The sequence below is a fragment of the Escherichia sp. MOD1-EC6300 genome (assembly GCF_002965045.1).
Taxonomy (GTDB): domain Bacteria; phylum Pseudomonadota; class Gammaproteobacteria; order Enterobacterales; family Enterobacteriaceae; genus Escherichia; species Escherichia coli_F.
Map to the genome: position 1 here is coordinate 47,852 of NZ_PTRH01000004.1, position 19,380 is coordinate 67,231.

Consider the following 19,380-nt stretch of genomic DNA (forward strand, 5'->3'; position numbering starts at 1 on the left):
AACATAGGGGTAATCTTACTGACAACAGATAGTTACCCGTCATTATGCAATTTAATATCCCTACGTTGCTTACACTGTTCCGTGTCATCCTTATCCCATTCTTTGTATTGGTCTTTTATCTGCCTGTCACCTGGTCGCCGTTTGCCGCCGCGCTCATTTTCTGCGTCGCGGCGGTGACTGACTGGTTCGATGGTTTTCTGGCACGCCGCTGGAACCAGAGTACCCGGTTTGGTGCTTTCCTTGACCCTGTCGCAGATAAAGTTCTCGTGGCTATCGCCATGGTGCTGGTAACCGAGCATTATCACAGCTGGTGGGTGACCTTACCGGCGGCAACGATGATCGCCCGTGAAATTATTATTTCTGCGCTACGCGAATGGATGGCGGAGTTGGGTAAACGCAGTAGCGTGGCTGTCTCCTGGATTGGGAAAGTGAAAACTACGGCCCAGATGGTGGCGTTGGCCTGGCTGCTGTGGCGTCCGAACATTTGGGTTGAGTACGCCGGTATTGCACTTTTCTTTGTGGCTGCGGTACTGACTCTGTGGTCAATGTTGCAATATTTGAGCGCTGCGCGTGCAGATTTGCTTGATCAGTGATCGTTTCGGTGCAATTTTCAGCAAACGATCAAAAGTGGTGAAAAATATCGTTGACTCATCGCGCCAGGTAAGTAGAATGCAACGCATCGAACGGCGGCACTGATTGCCAGACGATAATAAAATCAAGTGATTAACTGATTGCTTGATGAATGCGGGAATAGCTCAGTTGGTAGAGCACGACCTTGCCAAGGTCGGGGTCGCGAGTTCGAGTCTCGTTTCCCGCTCCAGTTTAAAAGGCATCGGCGTCAGCGGATGTCTGGTTGAAAGGCCTGAAGAATTTGGCGCGTTAACAAAGCGGTTATGTAGCGGATTGCAAATCCGTCTAGTCCGGTTCGACTCCGGAACGCGCCTCCACTTTCTTCCCGAGCCCGGATGGTGGAATCGGTAGACACAAGGGATTTAAAATCCCTCGGCGTTCGCGCTGTGCGGGTTCAAGTCCCGCTCCGGGTACCATGGGAAAGATAAGAATAAAATCAAAGCAATAAGCAGTGTCGTGAAACCACCTTCGGGTGGTTTTTTTGTGCCTGCAACTTGTCGTTACACCCTCCTTAATTTTTAATCATCGGCAAAGCCACTCAAAAAGTATCTCTGATACGGACCGGCATGTAAGATAGGTGCTGGCGAGTTGAGATCCACAAGGAAAAGCGTATGAAAACGGGACCGTTAAACGAAAGTGAGTTGGAATGGCTGGACGATATTCTGACCAAATACAACACTGACCACGCCATCCTTGATGTGGCGGAGCTGGACGGTTTATTGACGGCGGTGTTGAGTTCTCCGCAAGAGATTGAACCGGCACAGTGGCTGGTTGCCGTGTGGGGTGGGGCTGACTATGTGCCGCGCTGGGCGTCAGAGAAAGAGATGACGCGCTTTATGAACCTGGCTTTTCAACATATGGCCGATACCGCAGAGCGTCTGAACGAATACCCGGAGCAGTTTGAGCCGTTATTCGGCTTGCGAGAAGTTGATGGCAGCGAGCTGACGATTGTTGAGGAGTGGTGCTTTGGCTATATGCGGGGCGTGGCACTTTCTGACTGGTCAACATTGCCCGATTCGTTAAAACCAGCGCTGGAGGCGATTGCGCTGCACGGTACTGAGGAAAACTTCGAGCGGGTAGAGAAGATGTCGCCAGAAGCGTTTGAAGAGAGCGTAGATGCCATTCGACTGGCGGCGCTTGATCTACATGCGTACTGGATGGCGCATCCGCAGGAAAAAGCTGTTCAGCAACCGATCAAAGCAGAAGAGAAACCGGGGCGTAACGATCCTTGCCCGTGCGGTAGTGGTAAGAAATTTAAGCAGTGCTGCCTGCATTAAGAAGTCAAATTGGGTGTCAGCGTTAATTCTGGCACCCAATAAGGAATTTGAGGCTATCTAATCACCCCACTTCTGGTAACAACCCTGCCGCAATCAAAAATTGCACGCCAATCACAGCAATACCACAGAGAAACACCACCACCAGCGCCGGACGACCACCTTTGACCCGGTAACCCGCTTGAGGATTGTGCTTTCTGCTTTGCCAGGTCAACAGCGAAGGGATAATCAATGCCAGTACCGCCAGCGCCACACCGGCGTAACCCAGCGCCATCACAAATCCTCGTGGATAAAACAGTGCAAACGCCAACGGCGGCAGAAAGGTAATTGCACCAGTTTGCAATCTTCCACCAACGGTATTTGAACGCTGAAACAAATCAGCCAGATAATCAAATAAGCCTAACGCAACGCCGAGAAATGACGTGGCGAGGGCTAAATCAGCAAATAAATGCACTGCCAGCTCAACATGCGGAGAGGCCACCATTTCGCGTAACGCCTGTAGCAGCCCGTTTAATCCGGCATGATTAGTCAGCAATCCCATAAAGGTTGTTGAATCAATGCTGCCAAGCGTCGCCACCTGCCAGAAAATATATGCCACCAGGGGGATCGCACTACCGGTTATAAACACCCAGCGTAGCTTACGAATGTTGCCATCCATATAGCTGACAATACTCGGCACGCTACCGTGAAAACCAAACGACGTAAAAATCACCGGGATTGCAGACAGTGCCAGCCCCTGTTGCAACGGCAGGGTTAAAAGATTCACTTTGTGAATATGCGGTAGCAGCAATACCAGCATCACCACCAGAAAAATAATTTTGGCGCTGAACAGAAAACGGTTAAATAAATCGACCAGCGATGTTCCAACACAAACCACGCCACCGGCAACAAAAGTGAACAACAGCACGCCAGCGGTTGCCGACATTGAAATACCTGTCCAGTCGCTGATGCTGGAGGCCAACAATTCACCGGCACCGCTGATGTATGCCGCAGTCAGAGCATACATTAAGAACATCATACTGAAGCCCGTCAGCCATTGACCGTAGCGTCCCAGATAGCGTTTTGCCAGCGTGCCCAGACCGGTATCTGCCGGAACATGCTGGTACACCTCCAGCAGTAATAGCGCCGTGTAGCACATCAACGCCCAAAGCCCAATCAACAAGATTAACGTAACGCTAAAACCAACACCGGCCGCAGCCAGCGGCATTGCCAGCATGCCTGCGCCAATTGTGGTTCCCGCCACGATAAAAACACTTCCCAGGGTTCTGTTTTTCACGCTTTCTTCTGTCCTGACGATCTTTATGAGTGATATCTGCGGCGCAGGTTAAGGCATAACGGCTGCTTCGTCAAACCGACGTTACATATGGTGTAAATATAAATGTACAATAAAAAGCATTCAGTCCTGCGCTGGCGCAAAGTCTTCATAAGCGGTAATCGCTACGCTAGGCTTTTTTTTGAGGAGGAACGATGGACTCTATTCACGGTCATGAAGTGTTAAATATGATGATTGAATCAGGCGAGCAATATACGCATGCCAGTCTGGAAGCTGCGATTAAAGCGCGTTTTGGTGAACAGGCACGTTTTCACACTTGCTCGGCAGAAGGGATGACATCGGGAGAGCTGGTAGCGTTTCTGGCAGCAAAAGGCAAATTTATACCTTCAGAAGAAGGTTTTTCGACCGATCAGAGTAAGATTTGCCGTCACTGATTTGAAACGGCGGCAGAAACCTGCCGCCGGAGAGCATTAGTTTTGTGTGTCGAGGGTAGAGAGTTCTTTGTCGATAAAATACAGACCTTCGCCGCTTTTGCCTGCCAGGCTTAATTTATCAATAATCGATTTGAACAGTTTCTCTTCTTCATGCTGCTCAGAAACATACCACTGCAGGAAATTAAATGTTGGGTAGTCCTGATTGGTCATTGCAGCATGAGCCAGTTCGTTAATTTTCTGGGTGATTAATTGTTCGTGTTTATAGGTTTCCTGGAATAATTCATCAAGTGAGGAATATTCAGCAAACGGAGATTCAACGGTATTAATACGCGGTAAATTGCCGGTATCAGTCAGGTAATCAAACAGACGCTGCATATGCGTCATCTCTTCCTGGGCGTGACGGCGCAGGAACGCGGCAGCACCTTCGAAGGTATGATAGCTGCACCAGGCGCTCATTTGCTGATAAAGCAGTGAAGAGTACAGTTCCAGGTTCATCTGCTCATTAAGTTTTTCAATCATTTCTGGTTTCAGCATGATAGTGCTCCACAAAGGTTATATTTGTTGCTGTGGCGTCACTATAATTTGTTATTTTATTATTTGCAAAAGGTAAAATATAAACTTCAATTATTAAAAATACGAATGGGAATAAAACGCATTACCGCTATTTCTTTAATCAGCGAAGATCCCCTCGCTGATTAAAATATTTAGAGAAAGACAGGGAAGGCGGAATGATGGCACTGATATGACAAAGTGAATTCCGTATTCAAACATAAGGAACCCGTAAAAAGGCTACAGTTACCTACTGGCTGACCAAAGGGGATCGCGTGGGTATAGCCTTCCTGCTGGCATGCGCGATCGGCGATCCCGCGACTGACATAACGATCGGTATGGGCATGCTGCAAAAAAGCCTGGTCATAAACCAACCGTACAATACCTGTTGCCGCGTCAACTTCGCTCACATGGGCCTGGCGAGTAACCGTACACCCCGCCAGCGTTATTAATGAAAGAGTCAGAATCAGAAGTCTCATGGTCCAGCCAGAAGAGTAAGAGAAAGCACTATTTTACGCGTTACAGCGCTGCGACAATGGCCGGAAAAGACGCCTGGCAGGCGCTATTTCTTGCCATCTGTAGGTGTCAGAAATAGGGGGGCTGTTTTTTGATTATCATTTTTATAACATTAAAGGGGTATTTATGTGATTTGTATCACATAAAGATTGATTTTTGTGATGGTTGTCATATTATAAGCGCAAAGACAATAACACCTGTATAACAAATGGTCGGAGTGCCGCGATGAAACTGCGCAAAATCCTGAAAAGTATGTTCAATAACTATTGCAAGACGTTCAAAGACGTACCGCCAGGCAATATGTTCCGATAACAAAAAACCTGCTCCGGCAGGTTTTTTTGTGTCCTGATGACGGTGGATGTGACTATCGCTGAAGATGTGAAGCCGCTACTATAACGGCTTTCAAAATGCTATCAGGAGTTTACGATGTCCCAGCCGCTGAATGCCGATCAGGAACTGGTTTCTGATGTGGTTGCTTGCCAGTTGGTTATCAAACAAATTCTGGATGTTCTCGATGTAATCGCGCCCGTTGAAGTTCGTGAAAAAATGTCCAGTCAGCTGAAGAATATCGACTTTACTAACCATCCCGCCGCCGCAGACCCGGTCACCATGCGGGCAATCCAAAAAGCCATCGCGCTGATTGAACTCAAGTTTACCCCACAGGGCGAATCCCATTAAAAAACCGCTGCTTCAAAAAGATGAGGCAGCGGTTTCTCAAAAACTTCATCGGCGCAATGCATTAGCGCCGATGTATGATCAATGCAGCTGATGCGACACGACATTCAGAACATGTTGGTCGGTCTGCACTGGGCACATACCCGCAAGTTTCGCACTGCGCACTTCATCAAGAATGGTTTGCAGCAACAGGCCATCATGCTGCTGTTCTTTTTCCAGATCGCGCAGGAAATTGACGGTTGAATCATCATTCAGTTCTTTCGCTTCATCGGCTAACTGTGCCAACGTACTAGAACGTTGCTCGTATTCTTCCATCGTTTTTTGGAACAGTTCTTCCAGAGAGTTCAGTTTTTCACCGGGAACATCAATGGCTTTAACGATGGGGGTAGCGCCGACACTCTTCATAAAGTTAAACATGCGCATCATTTGGGTCACATTACTCTGTGCCTGGGCGCGAAGGAAAGTGGCGGTGCCGTTCAGACTCTGTTCATAACACCAGTTACTCAGGTGAAGGTAGAGATTGGATGCGTAAAACTCGCGGTTCATTTGAGAGTTGAGTTTGAGAAGCATTCCAGCGGTTGCCATACCTAATATCCTTATATCCAGAAGTGGAGAGGTGCAAGATAAATCAAAACACCATAATTACTGTTTGCAGAATAATTCCTTTCTGCCGGTCCGAAATGTGATCGTGGAGTCAATTCTGACGATGATCTGAAATAAGAATAACGTCTGAACGGGTATAAGAAAATGCTTAAATCATCAAGTTTATATATTTTTACATTTCATTGATGAAATCAATGTAACTGCAATGAATTTTAATGATAGTGCTTTTTGTATCTTGTTGATATTAATCAATGAATTTGAATTCATGATGAAGTGATGATTTTATAAAACGTTTTTTCATTTTTGCGAGATGGCTCTCATTATACGTGTTCTGTTAATTAATGAGCACGGTGATAATTAATGGCTAAATGAATGACGCGCATTTCCCACATCTTTGAGTTGCGGTTATTACGCCATTTCAAAAGCTCAACGTCAGGTAATGCGGCCTATTGACTGGTTAAAAAGAAGACATCCCGCATGGGTACCAAAGACAACAAGGATTTCCAGGCTAATCTTATGGATTAATCTGCTGTGCATTCGACAATTTGTCTGACAAATTGGCTTTCCCTTATGTCTTTTCCCGCTAAATTTATGCACGTTCTCACTGTAATTCTGCGATGTGATATTGCTCTCCTATGGAGAATTAATTTCTCGCTAAAACTATGTCAACACAGTCACTTATCTTTTAGTTAAAAGGTAATGCTTTGTTTTCCGATTAATTTAACGAATGTCATTCGTTTTTGCCCTACACAAAACGACACTAAAGCTGGAGAGAACCATGCACAAATTTACTAAAGCCCTGGCAGCCATTGGTCTGGCAGCCGTTATGTCACAATCCGCTATGGCGGAGAACCTGAAGCTCGGTTTCCTGGTGAAGCAACCGGAAGAGCCGTGGTTCCAGACCGAATGGAAGTTTGCCGATAAAGCTGGGAAGGATTTAGGGTTTGAGGTTATTAAGATTGCCGTGCCGGATGGCGAAAAAACATTGAACGCGATCGATAGCCTGGCCGCCAGTGGCGCAAAAGGTTTCGTTATTTGTACTCCGGACCCGAAACTCGGCTCTGCCATCGTGGCGAAAGCGCGTGGCTACGATATGAAAGTCATTGCCGTGGATGACCAGTTTGTTAACGCCAAAGGTAAGCCAATGGATACCGTTCCTCTGGTGATGATGGCGGCGACCAAAATTGGCGAACGTCAGGGCCAGGAACTGTATAAAGAGATGCAGAAACGTGGCTGGGATGTCAAAGAAAGCGCGGTGATGGCGATTACCTCCAACGAACTGGATACGGCTCGTCGCCGTACTACGGGTTCTATGGATGCGCTGAAAGCTGCAGGATTCCCGGAAAAACAAATTTATCAGGTACCTACCAAATCTAACGACATCCCCGGGGCATTTGACGCTGCCAACTCAATGCTGGTTCAACATCCGGAAGTTAAACATTGGCTGATCGTCGGTATGAACGACAGCACCGTGCTGGGCGGCGTACGCGCGACGGAAGGTCAGGGCTTTAAAGCGGCCGATATCATCGGTATCGGTATTAACGGTGTGGATGCGGTGAGCGAACTGTCTAAGGCACAGGCAACCGGCTTCTACGGTTCCCTGTTGCCAAGCCCGGACGTACATGGTTATAAGTCCAGCGAAATGCTTTACAACTGGGTAGCAAAAGGTGTTGAACCGACCAAATTCACCGAAGTTACCGACGTGGTGCTGATCACGCGTGACAACTTTAAAGAAGAACTGGAGAAAAAAGGTTTAGGCGATAAGTAATTTGCCGGAAAAATTCCCCTCTGCATGATGCAGAGGGGGTGTGAACGACCAGTGATTCACGGAGACGTTATGCAACAGTCTACCCCGTATCTCTCATTTCGCGGCATCGGTAAAACGTTTCCCGGCGTTAAGGCGCTGACGGATATTAGTTTTGACTGCTATGCCGGTCAGGTTCATGCGTTGATGGGTGAAAATGGCGCAGGAAAATCAACTCTCTTAAAAATCCTCAGCGGCAACTATGCGCCAACCACGGGTTCTGTAGTGATTAATGGGCAGGAAATGTCCTTTTCCGACACGACCGCAGCACTTAACGCGGGTGTGGCGATTATTTACCAGGAACTGCATCTCGTGCCGGAAATGACCGTCGCGGAAAACATCTATCTCGGCCAGCTGCCGCATAAAGGCGGCATTGTGAATCGCTCATTGCTGAATTATGAGGCGGGTTTACAACTTAAACATCTTGGTATGGATATTGACCCGGACACGCCGCTGAAATATCTCTCCATTGGTCAGTGGCAGATGGTTGAAATCGCCAAGGCGCTGGCGCGTAACGCTAAAATTATCGCCTTTGATGAGCCAACCAGCTCCCTTTCTGCCCGCGAAATCGACAATCTTTTCCGCGTTATTCGTGAACTGCGAAAAGAGGGGCGGGTGATCTTATACGTTTCTCACCGTATGGAAGAAATATTTGCCCTCAGCGATGCCATCACTGTCTTTAAAGATGGACGTTATGTCAAAACCTTTACCGATATGCAGCAGGTTGACCACGACGCGCTGGTGCAGGCGATGGTCGGGCGCGACATTGGCGATATCTACGGCTGGCAACCGCGTAGTTATGGCGAGGAGCGCCTGCGTCTTGATGCTGTGAAAGCACCAGGCGTGCGTACGCCAATAAGTCTGGCGGTTCGCAGTGGTGAAATTGTTGGGCTGTTTGGTCTGGTAGGGGCGGGGCGTAGCGAATTAATGAAAGGCATGTTTGGCGGGACGCAAATCACCGCCGGTCAGGTTTATATCGACCAACAGCCGATCGATATTCGTAAACCGAGCCACGCCATTGCCGCAGGCATGATGCTCTGCCCGGAAGATCGCAAAGCGGAAGGCATTATTCCCGTGCACTCCGTTCGCGACAATATCAACATCAGTGCCAGACGTAAACATGTGCTCGGCGGTTGTGTAATCAACAACGGTTGGGAAGAAAACAATGCCGATCACCACATTCGTTCGCTCAACATCAAAACGCCGGGCGCGGAGCAACTGATCATGAATCTCTCAGGCGGAAATCAGCAAAAAGCCATTCTGGGCCGCTGGTTATCGGAAGAGATGAAGGTCATTTTGCTGGATGAACCTACGCGCGGCATTGATGTTGGCGCTAAGCACGAAATATATAACGTAATTTATGCGCTGGCGGCGCAGGGCGTGGCGGTGCTGTTTGCCTCCAGCGACTTACCTGAAGTCCTCGGCGTTGCCGACCGGATTGTGGTGATGCGGGAGGGTGAAATCGCCGGTGAATTGTTACACGAGAAGGCAGATGAGCGTCAGGCACTGAGCCTTGCGATGCCTAAAGTCAGCCAGGCAGTTGCCTGAGTAAGGAGAGTATGATGTCTTCTGTTTCTACATCGGGTTCTGGCGCACCTAAGTCGTCATTCAGCTTCGGGCGTATCTGGGATCAGTACGGCATGCTGGTTGTGTTTGCGGTGCTTTTTATCGCCTGTGCCATTTTTGTCCCGAACTTTGCCACCTTCATTAATATGAAAGGTTTGGGCCTGGCAATTTCCATGTCGGGGATGGTGGCTTGTGGCATGTTGTTCTGCCTTGCTTCCGGTGACTTTGACCTTTCTGTCGCCTCCGTAATTGCCTGTGCGGGTGTCACCACGGCGGTGGTTATTAACCTGACTGAAAGCCTGTGGATTGGCGTGGCAGCGGGCTTGTTGCTGGGCGTTCTCTGTGGCCTGGTCAATGGCTTTGTTATCGCCAAACTGAAAATAAATGCTCTGATCACGACACTGGCAACGATGCAGATTGTTCGAGGTCTGGCGTACATCATTTCAGACGGTAAAGCGGTCGGTATCGAAGATGAAAGCTTCTTTGCCCTTGGTTACGCTAACTGGTTCGGTCTGCCTGCGCCAATCTGGCTCACCGTCGCGTGTCTGATTATCTTTGGTTTGCTGCTGAATAAAACCACCTTTGGTCGTAATACCCTGGCGATTGGCGGGAACGAAGAGGCTGCGCGTCTGGCGGGTGTACCGGTTGTTCGCACCAAAATTATTATCTTTGTTCTCTCTGGCCTGGTATCTGCGATAGCCGGAATTATTCTGGCTTCACGTATGACTAGTGGGCAGCCAATGACGTCGATTGGTTATGAGCTTATTGTTATCTCCGCCTGCGTTTTAGGTGGCGTTTCTCTGAAAGGTGGCATCGGAAAAATCTCATATGTGGTGGCAGGTATCTTAATTTTAGGCACCGTGGAAAACGCCATGAACCTGCTTAATATTTCTCCTTTCGCGCAGTACGTGGTTCGCGGCTTAATCCTGCTGGCAGCGGTGATCTTCGACCGTTACAAGCAAAAAGCGAAACGCACTGTCTGATGCTTTTTTCCACAACAATTTAACGTTTTTTCCCACCACAGCCAGCCGCCACAACGGTTGGCTGTTCTTCGTTGCAAATGGCGACCCCCGTCACACTGTCTATACTTACATGTCTGTAAAGCGCGTTCTGCGCAAAACAATAAGAAAAGAGAAGGAGGAGAACCGGGTGACAGAACCGTTAACCGAAACCCCTGAACTATCCGCGAAATATGCCTGGTTTTTTGATCTCGATGGAACGCTGGCGGAAATCAAACCGCATCCCGATCAGGTCGTCGTACCTGACAATATTCTGCAAGGACTTCAGCTACTGGCAACCGCAAGTGATGGTGCATTGGCATTGATATCAGGGCGCTCAATGGTGGAGCTGGACGCACTGGCAAAACCTTATCGCTTCCCGTTAGCGGGCGTGCATGGGGCGGAGCGCCGTGACATCAATGGTAAAACGCATATCGTTCATCTGCCGGATGCGATTGCACGTGATATTAACGTGCAACTGCATACGGTCATCGCACAGTATCCCGGTGCGGAGCTGGAGACGAAAGGGATGGCTTTTGCACTGCATTATCGTCAGGCTCCGCAGCATGAAGACGCATTAATGACATTAGCGCAACGTATTACTCAGATCTGGCCACAAATGGCGTTACAGCAGGGAAAGTGTGTTGTCGAGATCAAACCGAGAGGTACCAGTAAAGGTGAGGCGATTGCAGCCTTTATGCAGGAAGCTCCCTTTATCGGGCGAACTCCCGTATTTCTGGGCGATGATTTAACCGATGAATCTGGCTTCGCAGTCGTTAACCGACTGGGCGGAATGTCAGTAAAAATTGGCACAGGCGCAACTCAGGCATCATGGCGACTGGCGGGTGTGCCGGATGTCTGGAGCTGGCTTGAAATGATAACCACCGCATTACAACAAAAAAGAGAAAATAACAGGAGTGATGACTATGAGTCGTTTAGTCGTAGTATCTAACCGGATTGCACCACCAGACGAGCACGCCGCCAGTGCCGGTGGCCTTGCCGTTGGCATACTGGGGGCACTGAAAGCCGCAGGCGGACTGTGGTTTGGCTGGAGTGGTGAAACAGGGAATGAGGATCAGCCGCTAAAAAAGGTGAAAAAAGGTAACATTACGTGGGCCTCTTTTAACCTCAGCGAACAGGACCTTGACGAATACTACAACCAATTCTCCAATGCCGTTCTCTGGCCCGCTTTTCATTATCGGCTCGATCTGGTGCAATTTCAGCGTCCTGCCTGGGACGGCTATCTACGCGTAAATGCGTTGCTGGCAGATAAATTACTGCCGCTGTTACAAGACGATGACATTATCTGGATCCACGATTATCACCTGTTGCCATTTGCGCATGAATTACGCAAACGGGGAGTGAATAATCGCATTGGTTTCTTTCTGCATATTCCTTTCCCGACACCGGAAATCTTCAACGCGCTGCCGACATATGACACCTTGCTTGAACAGCTTTGTGATTATGATTTGCTGGGTTTCCAGACAGAAAACGATCGTCTGGCGTTCCTGGATTGCCTTTCTAACCTGACCCGCGTCACGACACGTAGCGCAAAAAGCCATACAGCCTGGGGCAAAGCGTTTCGAACAGAAGTTTACCCGATTGGCATTGAGCCAAAAGAAATAGCCAAACAGGCTGCCGGGCCACTGCCGCCAAAACTGGCGCAACTTAAAGCGGAACTGAAAAACGTACAAAATATCTTTTCTGTCGAACGGCTGGATTATTCCAAAGGTTTGCCAGAGCGTTTTCTCGCCTATGAAGCGTTGCTGGAAAAATATCCGCAGCATCATGGTAAAATTCGTTATACCCAGATTGCACCAACGTCGCGTGGTGATGTGCAAGCCTATCAGGATATTCGTCATCAGCTCGAAAATGAAGCTGGACGAATTAATGGTAAATACGGGCAATTAGGCTGGACGCCTCTTTATTATTTGAATCAGCATTTTGACCGTAAATTACTGATGAAAATATTCCGCTACTCTGACGTGGGCTTAGTGACGCCACTGCGTGACGGGATGAACCTGGTGGCAAAAGAGTATGTTGCCGCTCAGGACCCAGCCAATCCGGGCGTTCTTGTTCTTTCGCAATTTGCGGGAGCGGCAAACGAGTTAACGTCCGCGTTAATTGTTAACCCCTACGATCGTGACGAAGTTGCAGCTGCGCTGGATCGTGCATTGACTATGTCGCTGGCGGAACGTATTTCCCGTCATGCAGAAATGCTGGACGTTATCGTGAAAAACGATATTAACCACTGGCAGGAGTGCTTCATTAGCGACCTAAAGCAGATAGTTCCGCGAAGCGCGGAAAGCCAGCAGCGCGATAAAGTTGCTACCTTTCCTAAGCTTGCGTAGGAGCGGTTAATCTCCCGTAAGTGGAACTAACAGCACATCGACCTCACTTGAGGCAATCACTCTTTTCGCCGAGCAGGATGCTCGCGAAAAGAAACTGTGATTGTGATTACCGCAAATCACCAAATCGAAATGATATTTGCGACAAACTTCCAGAATATGTTCGCTTAACTCACCGTAGGCAATAAACGTCTTGTCAACGGGATACCCCGCATCCTGAATTAACTTATCAAGAAAGCTTTGCGTTTCTTCCTGCATCACGCTGCGTAAATCTTCAAGCATCGGCGCAGCTAATTGATTGTACATTTCCGGGTCGGAAGCGAGAGTAATTAAACTGATGTGTCCCTTTACTGGCCTGGCGATAGATACCGCTTTTGCCAGCAGTTGCTGACTTTCCGGTGTAACCGCAACAGCGACAAGAATATTGCTATAGCTCATAACCTGTTCCTTATTCTGTGAACTTCAGGTGACATTAAAGCTTTACTCCTAATGGAGAAACGACGCAATCCCAACTCAGTCAAACAGGTAAATATTAGTCTGATTATTAGTAAAGACAATTAATCAATCACTCTCGGTGATCATATGATTTCAACTGTAATTATAAGAAAATAATGTACTGATTCCCCGCATTAAACAAGTGGTTAATATATGCAAAACATTTTATTAACATTAAGTTGATTGTTGCCTTTCTTTGTATTTAATTAGTTTGTTGTGCGGTAAGTGTCTGTTTAAAAATAGCTTATCTGGTATTGCATGAAAGTGATTATTTATAGTAGATGATTATTTACGGTGAGTTATTTTAACTGTGCGCAACATCCCATTTCGATTATTCCTGTTTCATTTTTGCTTGCTAGCGTAGCGAAAAACTTTTTAACAGATTGAAATACACCCAAAACAAAAGTATGACTTATACATTTATGTTAAGTAATTGAGTGTTTTGTGTGATCTGCATCACACATTATTGAAAATCGCAGCCCCCCTCCGTTGTATGTGCGTGTAGTGACGAGTACAGTTGCGTCGATTTAGGAAAAATCTTAGATGAGTGTAAAGACCCCCTTCTATTTGTAAGGACTTATTAAACCAAAAAGGTGGCTCTGCTTATTGCAGCTTATCGCAACTATTCTAATGCTAATTATTTTTTACCGGGGCTTCCCGGCGACATCACGGGGTGCGGTGAAACCGCATAAAAATAAAGTTGGTTATTCTGGGTGGGAATAATGCATACCTCCGAGTTGCTGAAACACATTTATGACATCAACTTGTCATATTTACTACTTGCACAGCGTCTGATTGTTCAGGACAAAGCGTCCGCTATGTTTCGTCTCGGCATAAATGAAGAAATGGCGACAACATTAGCGGCACTGACTCTTCCGCAAATGGTTAAGCTGGCAGAAACCAATCAGCTGGTTTGTCACTTCCGTTTTGACAGCCACCAGACGATTACTCAATTGACGCAAGATTCCCGCGTTGACGATCTCCAGCAAATTCATACCGGCATCATGCTCTCAACACGCTTGCTGAATGATGTTAATCAGCCTGAAGAAGCGCTGCGCAAGAAAAGGGCCTGATCATGAGTGAAAAAAGCATTGTTCAGGAAGCGCGGGATATTCAGCTGGCAATGGAATTGATCACCCTGGGCGCTCGTTTGCAGATGCTGGAAAGCGAAACACAGTTAAGTCGCGGACGCCTGATAAAACTTTATAAAGAACTGCGCGGAAGCCCACCGCCGAAAGGCATGCTGCCATTCTCAACCGACTGGTTTATGACCTGGGAACAAAACGTTCATGCTTCGATGTTCTGTAATGCATGGCAGTTTTTACTGAAAACCGGTTTGTGTAATGGCGTCGATGCGGTGATCAAAGCCTACCGTTTATACCTTGAACAGTGCCCGCAAGCAGAAGAAGGACCGCTGCTGGCATTAACCCGTGCCTGGACATTGGTGCGGTTTGTTGAAAGTGGATTACTGCAACTTTCCAGCTGCAACTGCTGCGGCGGCAATTTTATTACCCACGCTCACCAGCCTGTTGGCAGCTTTGCCTGCAGCTTATGTCAACCGCCATCCCGGGCAGTAAAAAGACGTAAACTTTCCCAGAATCCTGCCGATATTATCCCACAACTGCTGGATGAACAGAGAGTACAGGCTGTTTAACTGATACGATGTGGCGCAACATTCCAGCAGCGGTAACGACGTACCGCTGCTTTTTTTTGCCCCAATCGCGCGTTAACGCCTGACGACTGAACATCCTGTCATGGTCAACAGTGGAAGGATGATGTCGTGCTTATCTTATTAGGTTACCTGGTTGTTCTCGGTACAGTTTTCGGCGGTTATTTGATGACCGGTGGAAGCCTTGGAGCACTCTATCAACCCGCTGAACTGGTGATTATTGCCGGTGCAGGGATTGGGTCGTTTATCGTCGGCAATAATGGCAAAGCGATTAAAGGCACGCTGAAGGCGCTGCCGTTGCTGTTTCGTCGCTCCAAATACACCAAAGCAATGTATATGGATCTGCTGGCTCTGCTTTATCGGTTGATGGCGAAATCGCGGCAGATGGGGATGTTTTCGCTGGAACGTGATATTGAAAATCCCCGTGAGAGCGAGATCTTCGCCAGCTACCCACGCATCCTCGCGGATAGCGTCATGCTTGATTTTATCGTCGATTATCTGCGCCTGATTATCAGCGGTCACATGAACACCTTCGAAATCGAAGCCCTGATGGATGAAGAGATTGAGACGCACGAAAGCGAGGCAGAAGTCCCGGCGAACAGTCTGGCGCTGGTCGGGGACTCACTTCCGGCGTTTGGTATTGTCGCGGCTGTAATGGGGGTCGTTCACGCGTTAGGTTCAGCCGATCGTCCTGCCGCCGAGCTGGGGGCGCTTATCGCACATGCGATGGTGGGGACTTTCCTCGGCATTTTATTGGCTTACGGATTTATTTCCCCATTAGCGAGTGTTTTACGTCAGAAAAGCGCCGAAACCAGCAAAATGATGCAGTGCGTCAAAGTCACACTGCTTTCTAATCTGAACGGTTACGCACCGCCTATCGCCGTTGAGTTTGGTCGCAAAACGCTCTATTCCAGCGAACGTCCGTCGTTTATTGAACTGGAAGAGCATGTGCGTGCGGTGAAAAATCCGCAACAACAGACGACAACCGAGGAAGCATGAAGAATCAAGCGCATCCGATTATTGTCGTCAAACGACGCAAAGCCAAAAGCCACGGGGCAGCACATGGATCGTGGAAGATTGCTTATGCCGACTTTATGACCGCGATGATGGCCTTTTTTCTGGTGATGTGGCTGATCTCCATCTCCAGCCCAAAAGAGTTGATTCAGATTGCGGAGTACTTCCGGACTCCACTGGCGACTGCGGTTACGGGCGGCGATCGCATTTCTAATAGCGAAAGCCCAATTCCCGGCGGTGGCGATGATTACACCCAAAGCCAGGGGGAAGTGAATAAGCAGCCGAACATCGAAGAGTTGAAAAAACGCATGGAGCAAAGTCGATTGCGGAAATTGCGGGGTGATCTCGACCAGTTGATAGAGTCCGATCCGAAACTGCGGGCGTTACGTCCACATCTCAAAATCGATCTGGTCCAGGAAGGTCTACGTATTCAGATCATCGATAGCCAGAATCGCCCGATGTTTAGAACCGGCAGTGCCGATGTCGAACCCTATATGCGCGACATTCTGCGCGCCATCGCGCCTGTACTGAACGGTATTCCCAACCGTATTAGCCTTTCAGGTCATACCGATGATTTTCCCTACGCCAGCGGTGAGAAAGGTTACAGCAACTGGGAGCTTTCTGCCGATCGGGCCAATGCATCCCGCCGCGAACTGATGGTCGGCGGGTTGGATAGCGGCAAAGTATTACGTGTCGTCGGCATGGCGGCAACGATGCGCTTAAGCGATCGCGGACCTGATGATGCCGTCAACCGTCGCATCAGCCTGCTGGTTCTGAACAAACAAGCCGAACAGGCCATTTTGCATGAAAACGCCGAAAGCCAGAATGAGCCAGTAAGCGCCCTGGAAAAACCTGAGGTTGCACCACAGGTCAGTGTTCCCACAATGCCATCAGCCGAACCGAGGTGACAGCGTGAGCATGGATATAAGCGATTTTTATCAGACATTTTTTGATGAAGCGGACGAACTGTTGGCTGATATGGAGCAGCATCTGCTGGTTTTGCAGCCGGAAGCGCCAGATGCCGAACAATTGAATGCCATCTTTCGGGCTGCCCACTCGATCAAAGGAGGGGCAGGAACTTTTGGCTTCAGCGTTTTGCAGGAAACCACGCATCTGATGGAAAACCTGCTCGATGAAGCCAGACGAGGTGAGATGCAACTCAACACCGACATTATCAATCTGTTTTTGGAAACGAAGGACATCATGCAAGAACAGCTCGACGCTTATAAACAGTCGCAAGAGCCGGATGCCGCCAGCTTCGATTATATCTGCCAGGCCTTGCGTCAACTGGCATTAGAAGCGAAAGGCGAACCGCCATCCGCAGTGACCCGATTAAGTGTGGTTGCCAAAAGTGAACCGCAAGATGAGCAGAGTCGCAGTCAGTTGCCGCGACGAATTATCCTTTCGCGCCTGAAGGCCGGCGAAGTCGACCTGCTGGAAGAAGAGCTGGGGCATCTGACAACGTTAACTGACGTGGTGAAAGGGGCGGATTCTCTCTCGGCAATATTACCGGGCGATATCGCCGAAGATGACATCACAGCGGTACTCTGTTTTGTGATTGAAGCCGATCAGATTACCTTTGAAACAGTAGAAGTCTCGCCAAAAATATCCACCCCACCAGTGCTTAAACTGGCAGCCGAACAAGCGCCAACCGGTCGCGTGGAGCGGGAAAAAACGACGCGCAGCAGTGAATCCACCAGCATCCGTGTAGCGGTAGAAAAGGTTGATCAATTAATTAACCTCGTCGGCGAGCTGGTTATCACCCAGTCCATGCTTGCCCAGCGTTCCAGCGAACTGGACCCGGTTAATCATGGTGATTTGATTACCAGCATGGGGCAGTTACAACGTAACGCCCGTGATTTGCAGGAATCAGTGATGTCGATTCGCATGATGCCGATGGAATATGTCTTTAGTCGCTATCCCCGGCTGGTGCGTGATCTGGCGGGAAAACTCGGCAAGCAGGTAGAACTGACGCTGGTGGGCAGTTCCACCGAGCTCGACAAGAGCCTGATAGAACGCATTATCGACCCGCTGACCCACCTGGTACGCAATAGCCTCGATCACGGTATTGAACTGCCAGAAAAACGGCTCGCCGCAGGTAAAAACAGCGTCGGAAATTTAATTCTGTCTGCCGAACATCAGGGCGGCAACATTTGCATTGAAGTGACCGACGATGGGGCGGGGCTAAACCGTGAGCGAATTCTGGCAAAAGCGGCCTCGCAAGGTTTGACTGTCAGCGAAAACATGAGCGACGACGAAGTCGCGATGCTGATATTTGCACCAGGCTTCTCCACGGCAGAGCAGGTCACCGACGTCTCCGGGCGCGGCGTCGGCATGGACGTCGTTAAACGTAATATCCAGGAGATGGGCGGTCATGTCGAAATCCAGTCGAAGCAGGGTACTGGCACTACGATCCGCATTTTACTGCCGCTGACGCTGGCCATCCTCGACGGCATGTCCGTACGCGTTGCGGATGAAGTTTTCATTCTGCCGCTGAATGCTGTTATGGAATCACTGCAACCCCGTGAAGCCGATCTCCATCCACTGGCCGGCGGCGAGCGGGTGCTGGAAGTGCGGGGTGAATATCTGCCCATCGTCGAACTGTGGAAAGTGTTCAACGTCGCGGGCGCGAAAACCGAAGCTACCCAGGGAATTGTGGTGATCTTACAAAGTGGCGGTCGCCGCTACGCCTTGCTGGTGGATCAATTAATTGGTCAACATCAGGTTGTAGTTAAAAACCTTGAAAGTAACTATCGCAAAGTCCCCGGCATTTCTGCTGCGACCATTCTTGGCGACGGCAGCGTGGCACTGATTGTTGATGTCTCCGCCTTGCAGGCGATAAACCGCGAACAACGTATGGCGAACACCGCCGCCTGAATGAGTAAAAAGGTAACAATATGACCGGTATGACGAATGTAACAAAGCTGGCCAGCGAGCCGTCAGGCCAGGAATTTCTGGTATTTACCCTTGGTGATGAAGAGTACGGTATTGATATCCTGAAAGTGCAGGAGATCCGTGGCTACGATCAGGTAACACGGATTGCGAACACGCCAGCGTTTATCAAAGGCGTCACGAATCTGCGCGGCGTTATTGTGCCGATTGTTGACTTACGAATTAAGTTCAGCCAGGTGGATGTGGACTATAACGACAACACGGTAGTTATCGTCCTGAATCTCGGACAGCGGGTGGTCGGCATCGTGGTTGACGGCGTTTCAGACGTGCTTTCATTGACGGCGGAGCAAATTCGTCCGGCACCAGAGTTTGCCGTGACGCTTTCAACAGAATATCTCACTGGACTGGGCGCACTGGGCGACCGTATGTTGATTCTGGTGAACATCGAAAAACTGCTGAACAGCGAAGAGATGGCGCTGTTAGATAGCGCGGCGTCAGAAGTGGCGTAATTCTCCTGATTTCCTCAATTGAAATGAACCCGATGATCTGCGCATCGGGTTTTATTTCAATTTCGCGGCGGGTGGCATCAGCAATAAAGTTTCCCCCTTCCTTGCCGATAACGAGATCAACTTGTTTTCAG

At 48.9% G+C, this 19,380-nt stretch carries 21 protein-coding genes and 3 tRNA genes; 19 read left to right on the plus strand and 5 right to left on the minus strand.

Features of this window, described 5'->3' with window-relative positions; genetic code table 11:
• Positions 1-44 precede the first annotated feature (44 nt).
• The 5 genes from pgsA (at position 45) to yecA (ending at position 1,907) form a co-directional block, all read left to right on the plus strand.
• Entirely contained in the window at positions 45-593 is a 549-nt protein-coding gene (gene pgsA, locus BGE37_RS07460) for a CDP-diacylglycerol--glycerol-3-phosphate 3-phosphatidyltransferase (RefSeq protein WP_001160187.1), read from the plus strand.
• A gap of 151 nt (positions 594-744) precedes the next feature.
• Positions 745-820: transfer RNA gene (locus BGE37_RS07465), tRNA-Gly, on the plus strand.
• Positions 821-873: 53 nt separating this feature from the next.
• Positions 874-947: transfer RNA gene (locus tag BGE37_RS07470), tRNA-Cys, on the plus strand.
• A 12-nt stretch (positions 948-959) separates the two neighbouring features.
• Positions 960-1,046 (plus strand) — tRNA-Leu (locus tag BGE37_RS07475).
• Positions 1,047-1,241: 195 nt separating this feature from the next.
• The gene (gene yecA, locus BGE37_RS07480; RefSeq protein ID WP_000847887.1) at positions 1,242-1,907 is read left to right on the plus strand and encodes a UPF0149 family protein YecA; all 666 of its coding nucleotides are present in this window, start codon (positions 1,242-1,244) and stop codon (positions 1,905-1,907) included.
• A gap of 61 nt (positions 1,908-1,968) precedes the next feature.
• Here yecA and tyrP read toward each other — a convergent pair whose 3' ends face one another.
• Positions 1,969-3,180 (minus strand): tyrosine transporter TyrP, encoded by a 1,212-nt coding sequence (tyrP, locus tag BGE37_RS07485; protein ID WP_105287907.1) that lies wholly within the window; start codon positions 3,178-3,180, stop codon positions 1,969-1,971.
• A 191-nt stretch (positions 3,181-3,371) separates the two neighbouring features.
• Here tyrP and BGE37_RS07490 point away from each other — a divergent pair, with 191 nt between their 5' ends.
• The gene (locus BGE37_RS07490; RefSeq protein WP_000377228.1) at positions 3,372-3,611 is read left to right on the plus strand and encodes a YecH family metal-binding protein; all 240 of its coding nucleotides are present in this window, start codon (positions 3,372-3,374) and stop codon (positions 3,609-3,611) included.
• A gap of 36 nt (positions 3,612-3,647) precedes the next feature.
• On the opposite strand, the gene ftnA is transcribed toward BGE37_RS07490, so the two are convergent.
• Together ftnA and BGE37_RS07500 are read right to left on the minus strand one after the other, a co-directional pair.
• Entirely contained in the window at positions 3,648-4,145 is a 498-nt protein-coding gene (ftnA, locus tag BGE37_RS07495) for a non-heme ferritin (protein ID WP_000917208.1), read from the minus strand.
• 170 nt (positions 4,146-4,315) lie between these two features.
• Positions 4,316-4,639, minus strand: a complete 324-nt coding sequence (locus BGE37_RS07500) for a YecR-like lipofamily protein (RefSeq protein WP_001237867.1) — start codon at positions 4,637-4,639, stop codon at positions 4,316-4,318.
• Between the two features lie 262 nt (positions 4,640-4,901).
• Between BGE37_RS07500 and azuC the strand changes: the two genes are divergently transcribed.
• Together azuC and yecJ are read left to right on the plus strand one after the other, a co-directional pair.
• Positions 4,902-4,988 carry a stress response protein AzuC gene (gene azuC / locus BGE37_RS25100; RefSeq protein ID WP_010723106.1) on the plus strand — a complete coding sequence of 29 codons (87 nt, stop codon included), beginning with the start codon at positions 4,902-4,904 and terminating at the stop codon, positions 4,986-4,988.
• A gap of 114 nt (positions 4,989-5,102) precedes the next feature.
• Positions 5,103-5,354, plus strand: a complete 252-nt coding sequence (gene yecJ, locus BGE37_RS07510; protein WP_000082127.1) for a DUF2766 family protein YecJ — start codon at positions 5,103-5,105, stop codon at positions 5,352-5,354.
• Positions 5,355-5,432: 78 nt separating this feature from the next.
• On the opposite strand, the gene BGE37_RS07515 is transcribed toward yecJ, so the two are convergent.
• Positions 5,433-5,936 (minus strand): non-heme ferritin-like protein, encoded by a 504-nt coding sequence (locus BGE37_RS07515; protein ID WP_105287908.1) that lies wholly within the window; start codon positions 5,934-5,936, stop codon positions 5,433-5,435.
• A gap of 796 nt (positions 5,937-6,732) precedes the next feature.
• On the opposite strand from BGE37_RS07515, the gene araF reads away from it, so the two are divergent.
• From araF to otsA, 5 genes are all read left to right on the plus strand, one after another.
• The gene (araF, locus tag BGE37_RS07525; RefSeq protein ID WP_024226216.1) at positions 6,733-7,722 is read left to right on the plus strand and encodes an arabinose ABC transporter substrate-binding protein AraF; all 990 of its coding nucleotides are present in this window, start codon (positions 6,733-6,735) and stop codon (positions 7,720-7,722) included.
• A 69-nt stretch (positions 7,723-7,791) separates the two neighbouring features.
• Positions 7,792-9,306, plus strand: a complete 1,515-nt coding sequence (araG, locus tag BGE37_RS07530; RefSeq protein ID WP_001187818.1) for an arabinose ABC transporter ATP-binding protein AraG — start codon at positions 7,792-7,794, stop codon at positions 9,304-9,306.
• A 14-nt stretch (positions 9,307-9,320) separates the two neighbouring features.
• Positions 9,321-10,307: an arabinose ABC transporter permease AraH gene (gene araH / locus BGE37_RS07535; RefSeq protein ID WP_000100205.1), complete on the plus strand. Its 987-nt coding sequence runs from the start codon at positions 9,321-9,323 to the stop codon at positions 10,305-10,307.
• Positions 10,308-10,473: 166 nt separating this feature from the next.
• The gene (gene otsB / locus BGE37_RS07540) at positions 10,474-11,274 is read left to right on the plus strand and encodes a trehalose-phosphatase (RefSeq protein ID WP_001302045.1); all 801 of its coding nucleotides are present in this window, start codon (positions 10,474-10,476) and stop codon (positions 11,272-11,274) included.
• Positions 11,249-12,673 (plus strand): alpha,alpha-trehalose-phosphate synthase, encoded by a 1,425-nt coding sequence (gene otsA, locus BGE37_RS07545; protein WP_001295646.1) that lies wholly within the window; start codon positions 11,249-11,251, stop codon positions 12,671-12,673. Before otsB ends, otsA begins: the two co-directional genes overlap by 26 nt.
• A gap of 6 nt (positions 12,674-12,679) precedes the next feature.
• Here the strand turns inward: otsA and uspC are convergent, their stop codons facing one another.
• The gene (uspC, locus tag BGE37_RS07550) at positions 12,680-13,108 is read right to left on the minus strand and encodes a universal stress protein UspC (RefSeq protein ID WP_000122432.1); all 429 of its coding nucleotides are present in this window, start codon (positions 13,106-13,108) and stop codon (positions 12,680-12,682) included.
• A 779-nt stretch (positions 13,109-13,887) separates the two neighbouring features.
• Here uspC and flhD point away from each other — a divergent pair.
• The 6 genes from flhD (at position 13,888) to cheW (ending at position 19,249) form a co-directional block, all read left to right on the plus strand.
• On the plus strand, positions 13,888-14,238 hold the full coding sequence (gene flhD, locus BGE37_RS07555; RefSeq protein WP_001295647.1) for a flagellar transcriptional regulator FlhD: 351 nt from the start codon (positions 13,888-13,890) through the stop codon (positions 14,236-14,238).
• Between the two features lie 2 nt (positions 14,239-14,240).
• Positions 14,241-14,819: a flagellar transcriptional regulator FlhC gene (gene flhC, locus BGE37_RS07560; RefSeq protein WP_001291603.1), complete on the plus strand. Its 579-nt coding sequence runs from the start codon at positions 14,241-14,243 to the stop codon at positions 14,817-14,819.
• Between the two features lie 126 nt (positions 14,820-14,945).
• On the plus strand, positions 14,946-15,833 hold the full coding sequence (gene motA, locus BGE37_RS07565) for a flagellar motor stator protein MotA (RefSeq protein ID WP_000906336.1): 888 nt from the start codon (positions 14,946-14,948) through the stop codon (positions 15,831-15,833).
• Positions 15,830-16,756, plus strand: coding sequence for a flagellar motor protein MotB (motB, locus tag BGE37_RS07570; RefSeq protein WP_000795630.1), 927 nt, complete (start codon positions 15,830-15,832; stop codon positions 16,754-16,756). Before motA ends, motB begins: the two co-directional genes overlap by 4 nt.
• Positions 16,757-16,760: 4 nt before the next feature.
• Complete coding sequence (gene cheA / locus BGE37_RS07575) at positions 16,761-18,725, plus strand: chemotaxis protein CheA (RefSeq protein WP_021577608.1); 1,965 nt, start codon at positions 16,761-16,763, stop codon at positions 18,723-18,725.
• A 20-nt stretch (positions 18,726-18,745) separates the two neighbouring features.
• Positions 18,746-19,249, plus strand: coding sequence for a chemotaxis protein CheW (gene cheW / locus BGE37_RS07580; protein ID WP_000147302.1), 504 nt, complete (start codon positions 18,746-18,748; stop codon positions 19,247-19,249).
• Positions 19,250-19,380: the final 131 nt, after the last annotated feature.

Coding starts and splice junctions, on each gene's coding strand:
- pgsA (WP_001160187.1), top strand. CDS start 45: ATGCAATTTAATATCCCTACGTTGCTTACACTGTTCCGTGTCATCCTT.
- yecA (WP_000847887.1), top strand. CDS start 1,242: ATGAAAACGGGACCGTTAAACGAAAGTGAGTTGGAATGGCTGGACGAT.
- BGE37_RS07490 (WP_000377228.1), top strand. CDS start 3,372: ATGGACTCTATTCACGGTCATGAAGTGTTAAATATGATGATTGAATCA.
- ftnA (WP_000917208.1), bottom strand. CDS start 4,145: ATGCTGAAACCAGAAATGATTGAAAAACTTAATGAGCAGATGAACCTG.
- BGE37_RS07500 (WP_001237867.1), bottom strand. CDS start 4,639: ATGAGACTTCTGATTCTGACTCTTTCATTAATAACGCTGGCGGGGTGT.
- azuC (WP_010723106.1), top strand. CDS start 4,902: ATGAAACTGCGCAAAATCCTGAAAAGTATGTTCAATAACTATTGCAAG.
- yecJ (WP_000082127.1), top strand. CDS start 5,103: ATGTCCCAGCCGCTGAATGCCGATCAGGAACTGGTTTCTGATGTGGTT.
- BGE37_RS07515 (WP_105287908.1), bottom strand. CDS start 5,936: ATGGCAACCGCTGGAATGCTTCTCAAACTCAACTCTCAAATGAACCGC.
- araF (WP_024226216.1), top strand. CDS start 6,733: ATGCACAAATTTACTAAAGCCCTGGCAGCCATTGGTCTGGCAGCCGTT.
- araG (WP_001187818.1), top strand. CDS start 7,792: ATGCAACAGTCTACCCCGTATCTCTCATTTCGCGGCATCGGTAAAACG.
- araH (WP_000100205.1), top strand. CDS start 9,321: ATGTCTTCTGTTTCTACATCGGGTTCTGGCGCACCTAAGTCGTCATTC.
- otsA (WP_001295646.1), top strand. CDS start 11,249: ATGAGTCGTTTAGTCGTAGTATCTAACCGGATTGCACCACCAGACGAG.
- uspC (WP_000122432.1), bottom strand. CDS start 13,108: ATGAGCTATAGCAATATTCTTGTCGCTGTTGCGGTTACACCGGAAAGT.
- flhD (WP_001295647.1), top strand. CDS start 13,888: ATGCATACCTCCGAGTTGCTGAAACACATTTATGACATCAACTTGTCA.
- flhC (WP_001291603.1), top strand. CDS start 14,241: ATGAGTGAAAAAAGCATTGTTCAGGAAGCGCGGGATATTCAGCTGGCA.
- motB (WP_000795630.1), top strand. CDS start 15,830: ATGAAGAATCAAGCGCATCCGATTATTGTCGTCAAACGACGCAAAGCC.
- cheW (WP_000147302.1), top strand. CDS start 18,746: ATGACCGGTATGACGAATGTAACAAAGCTGGCCAGCGAGCCGTCAGGC.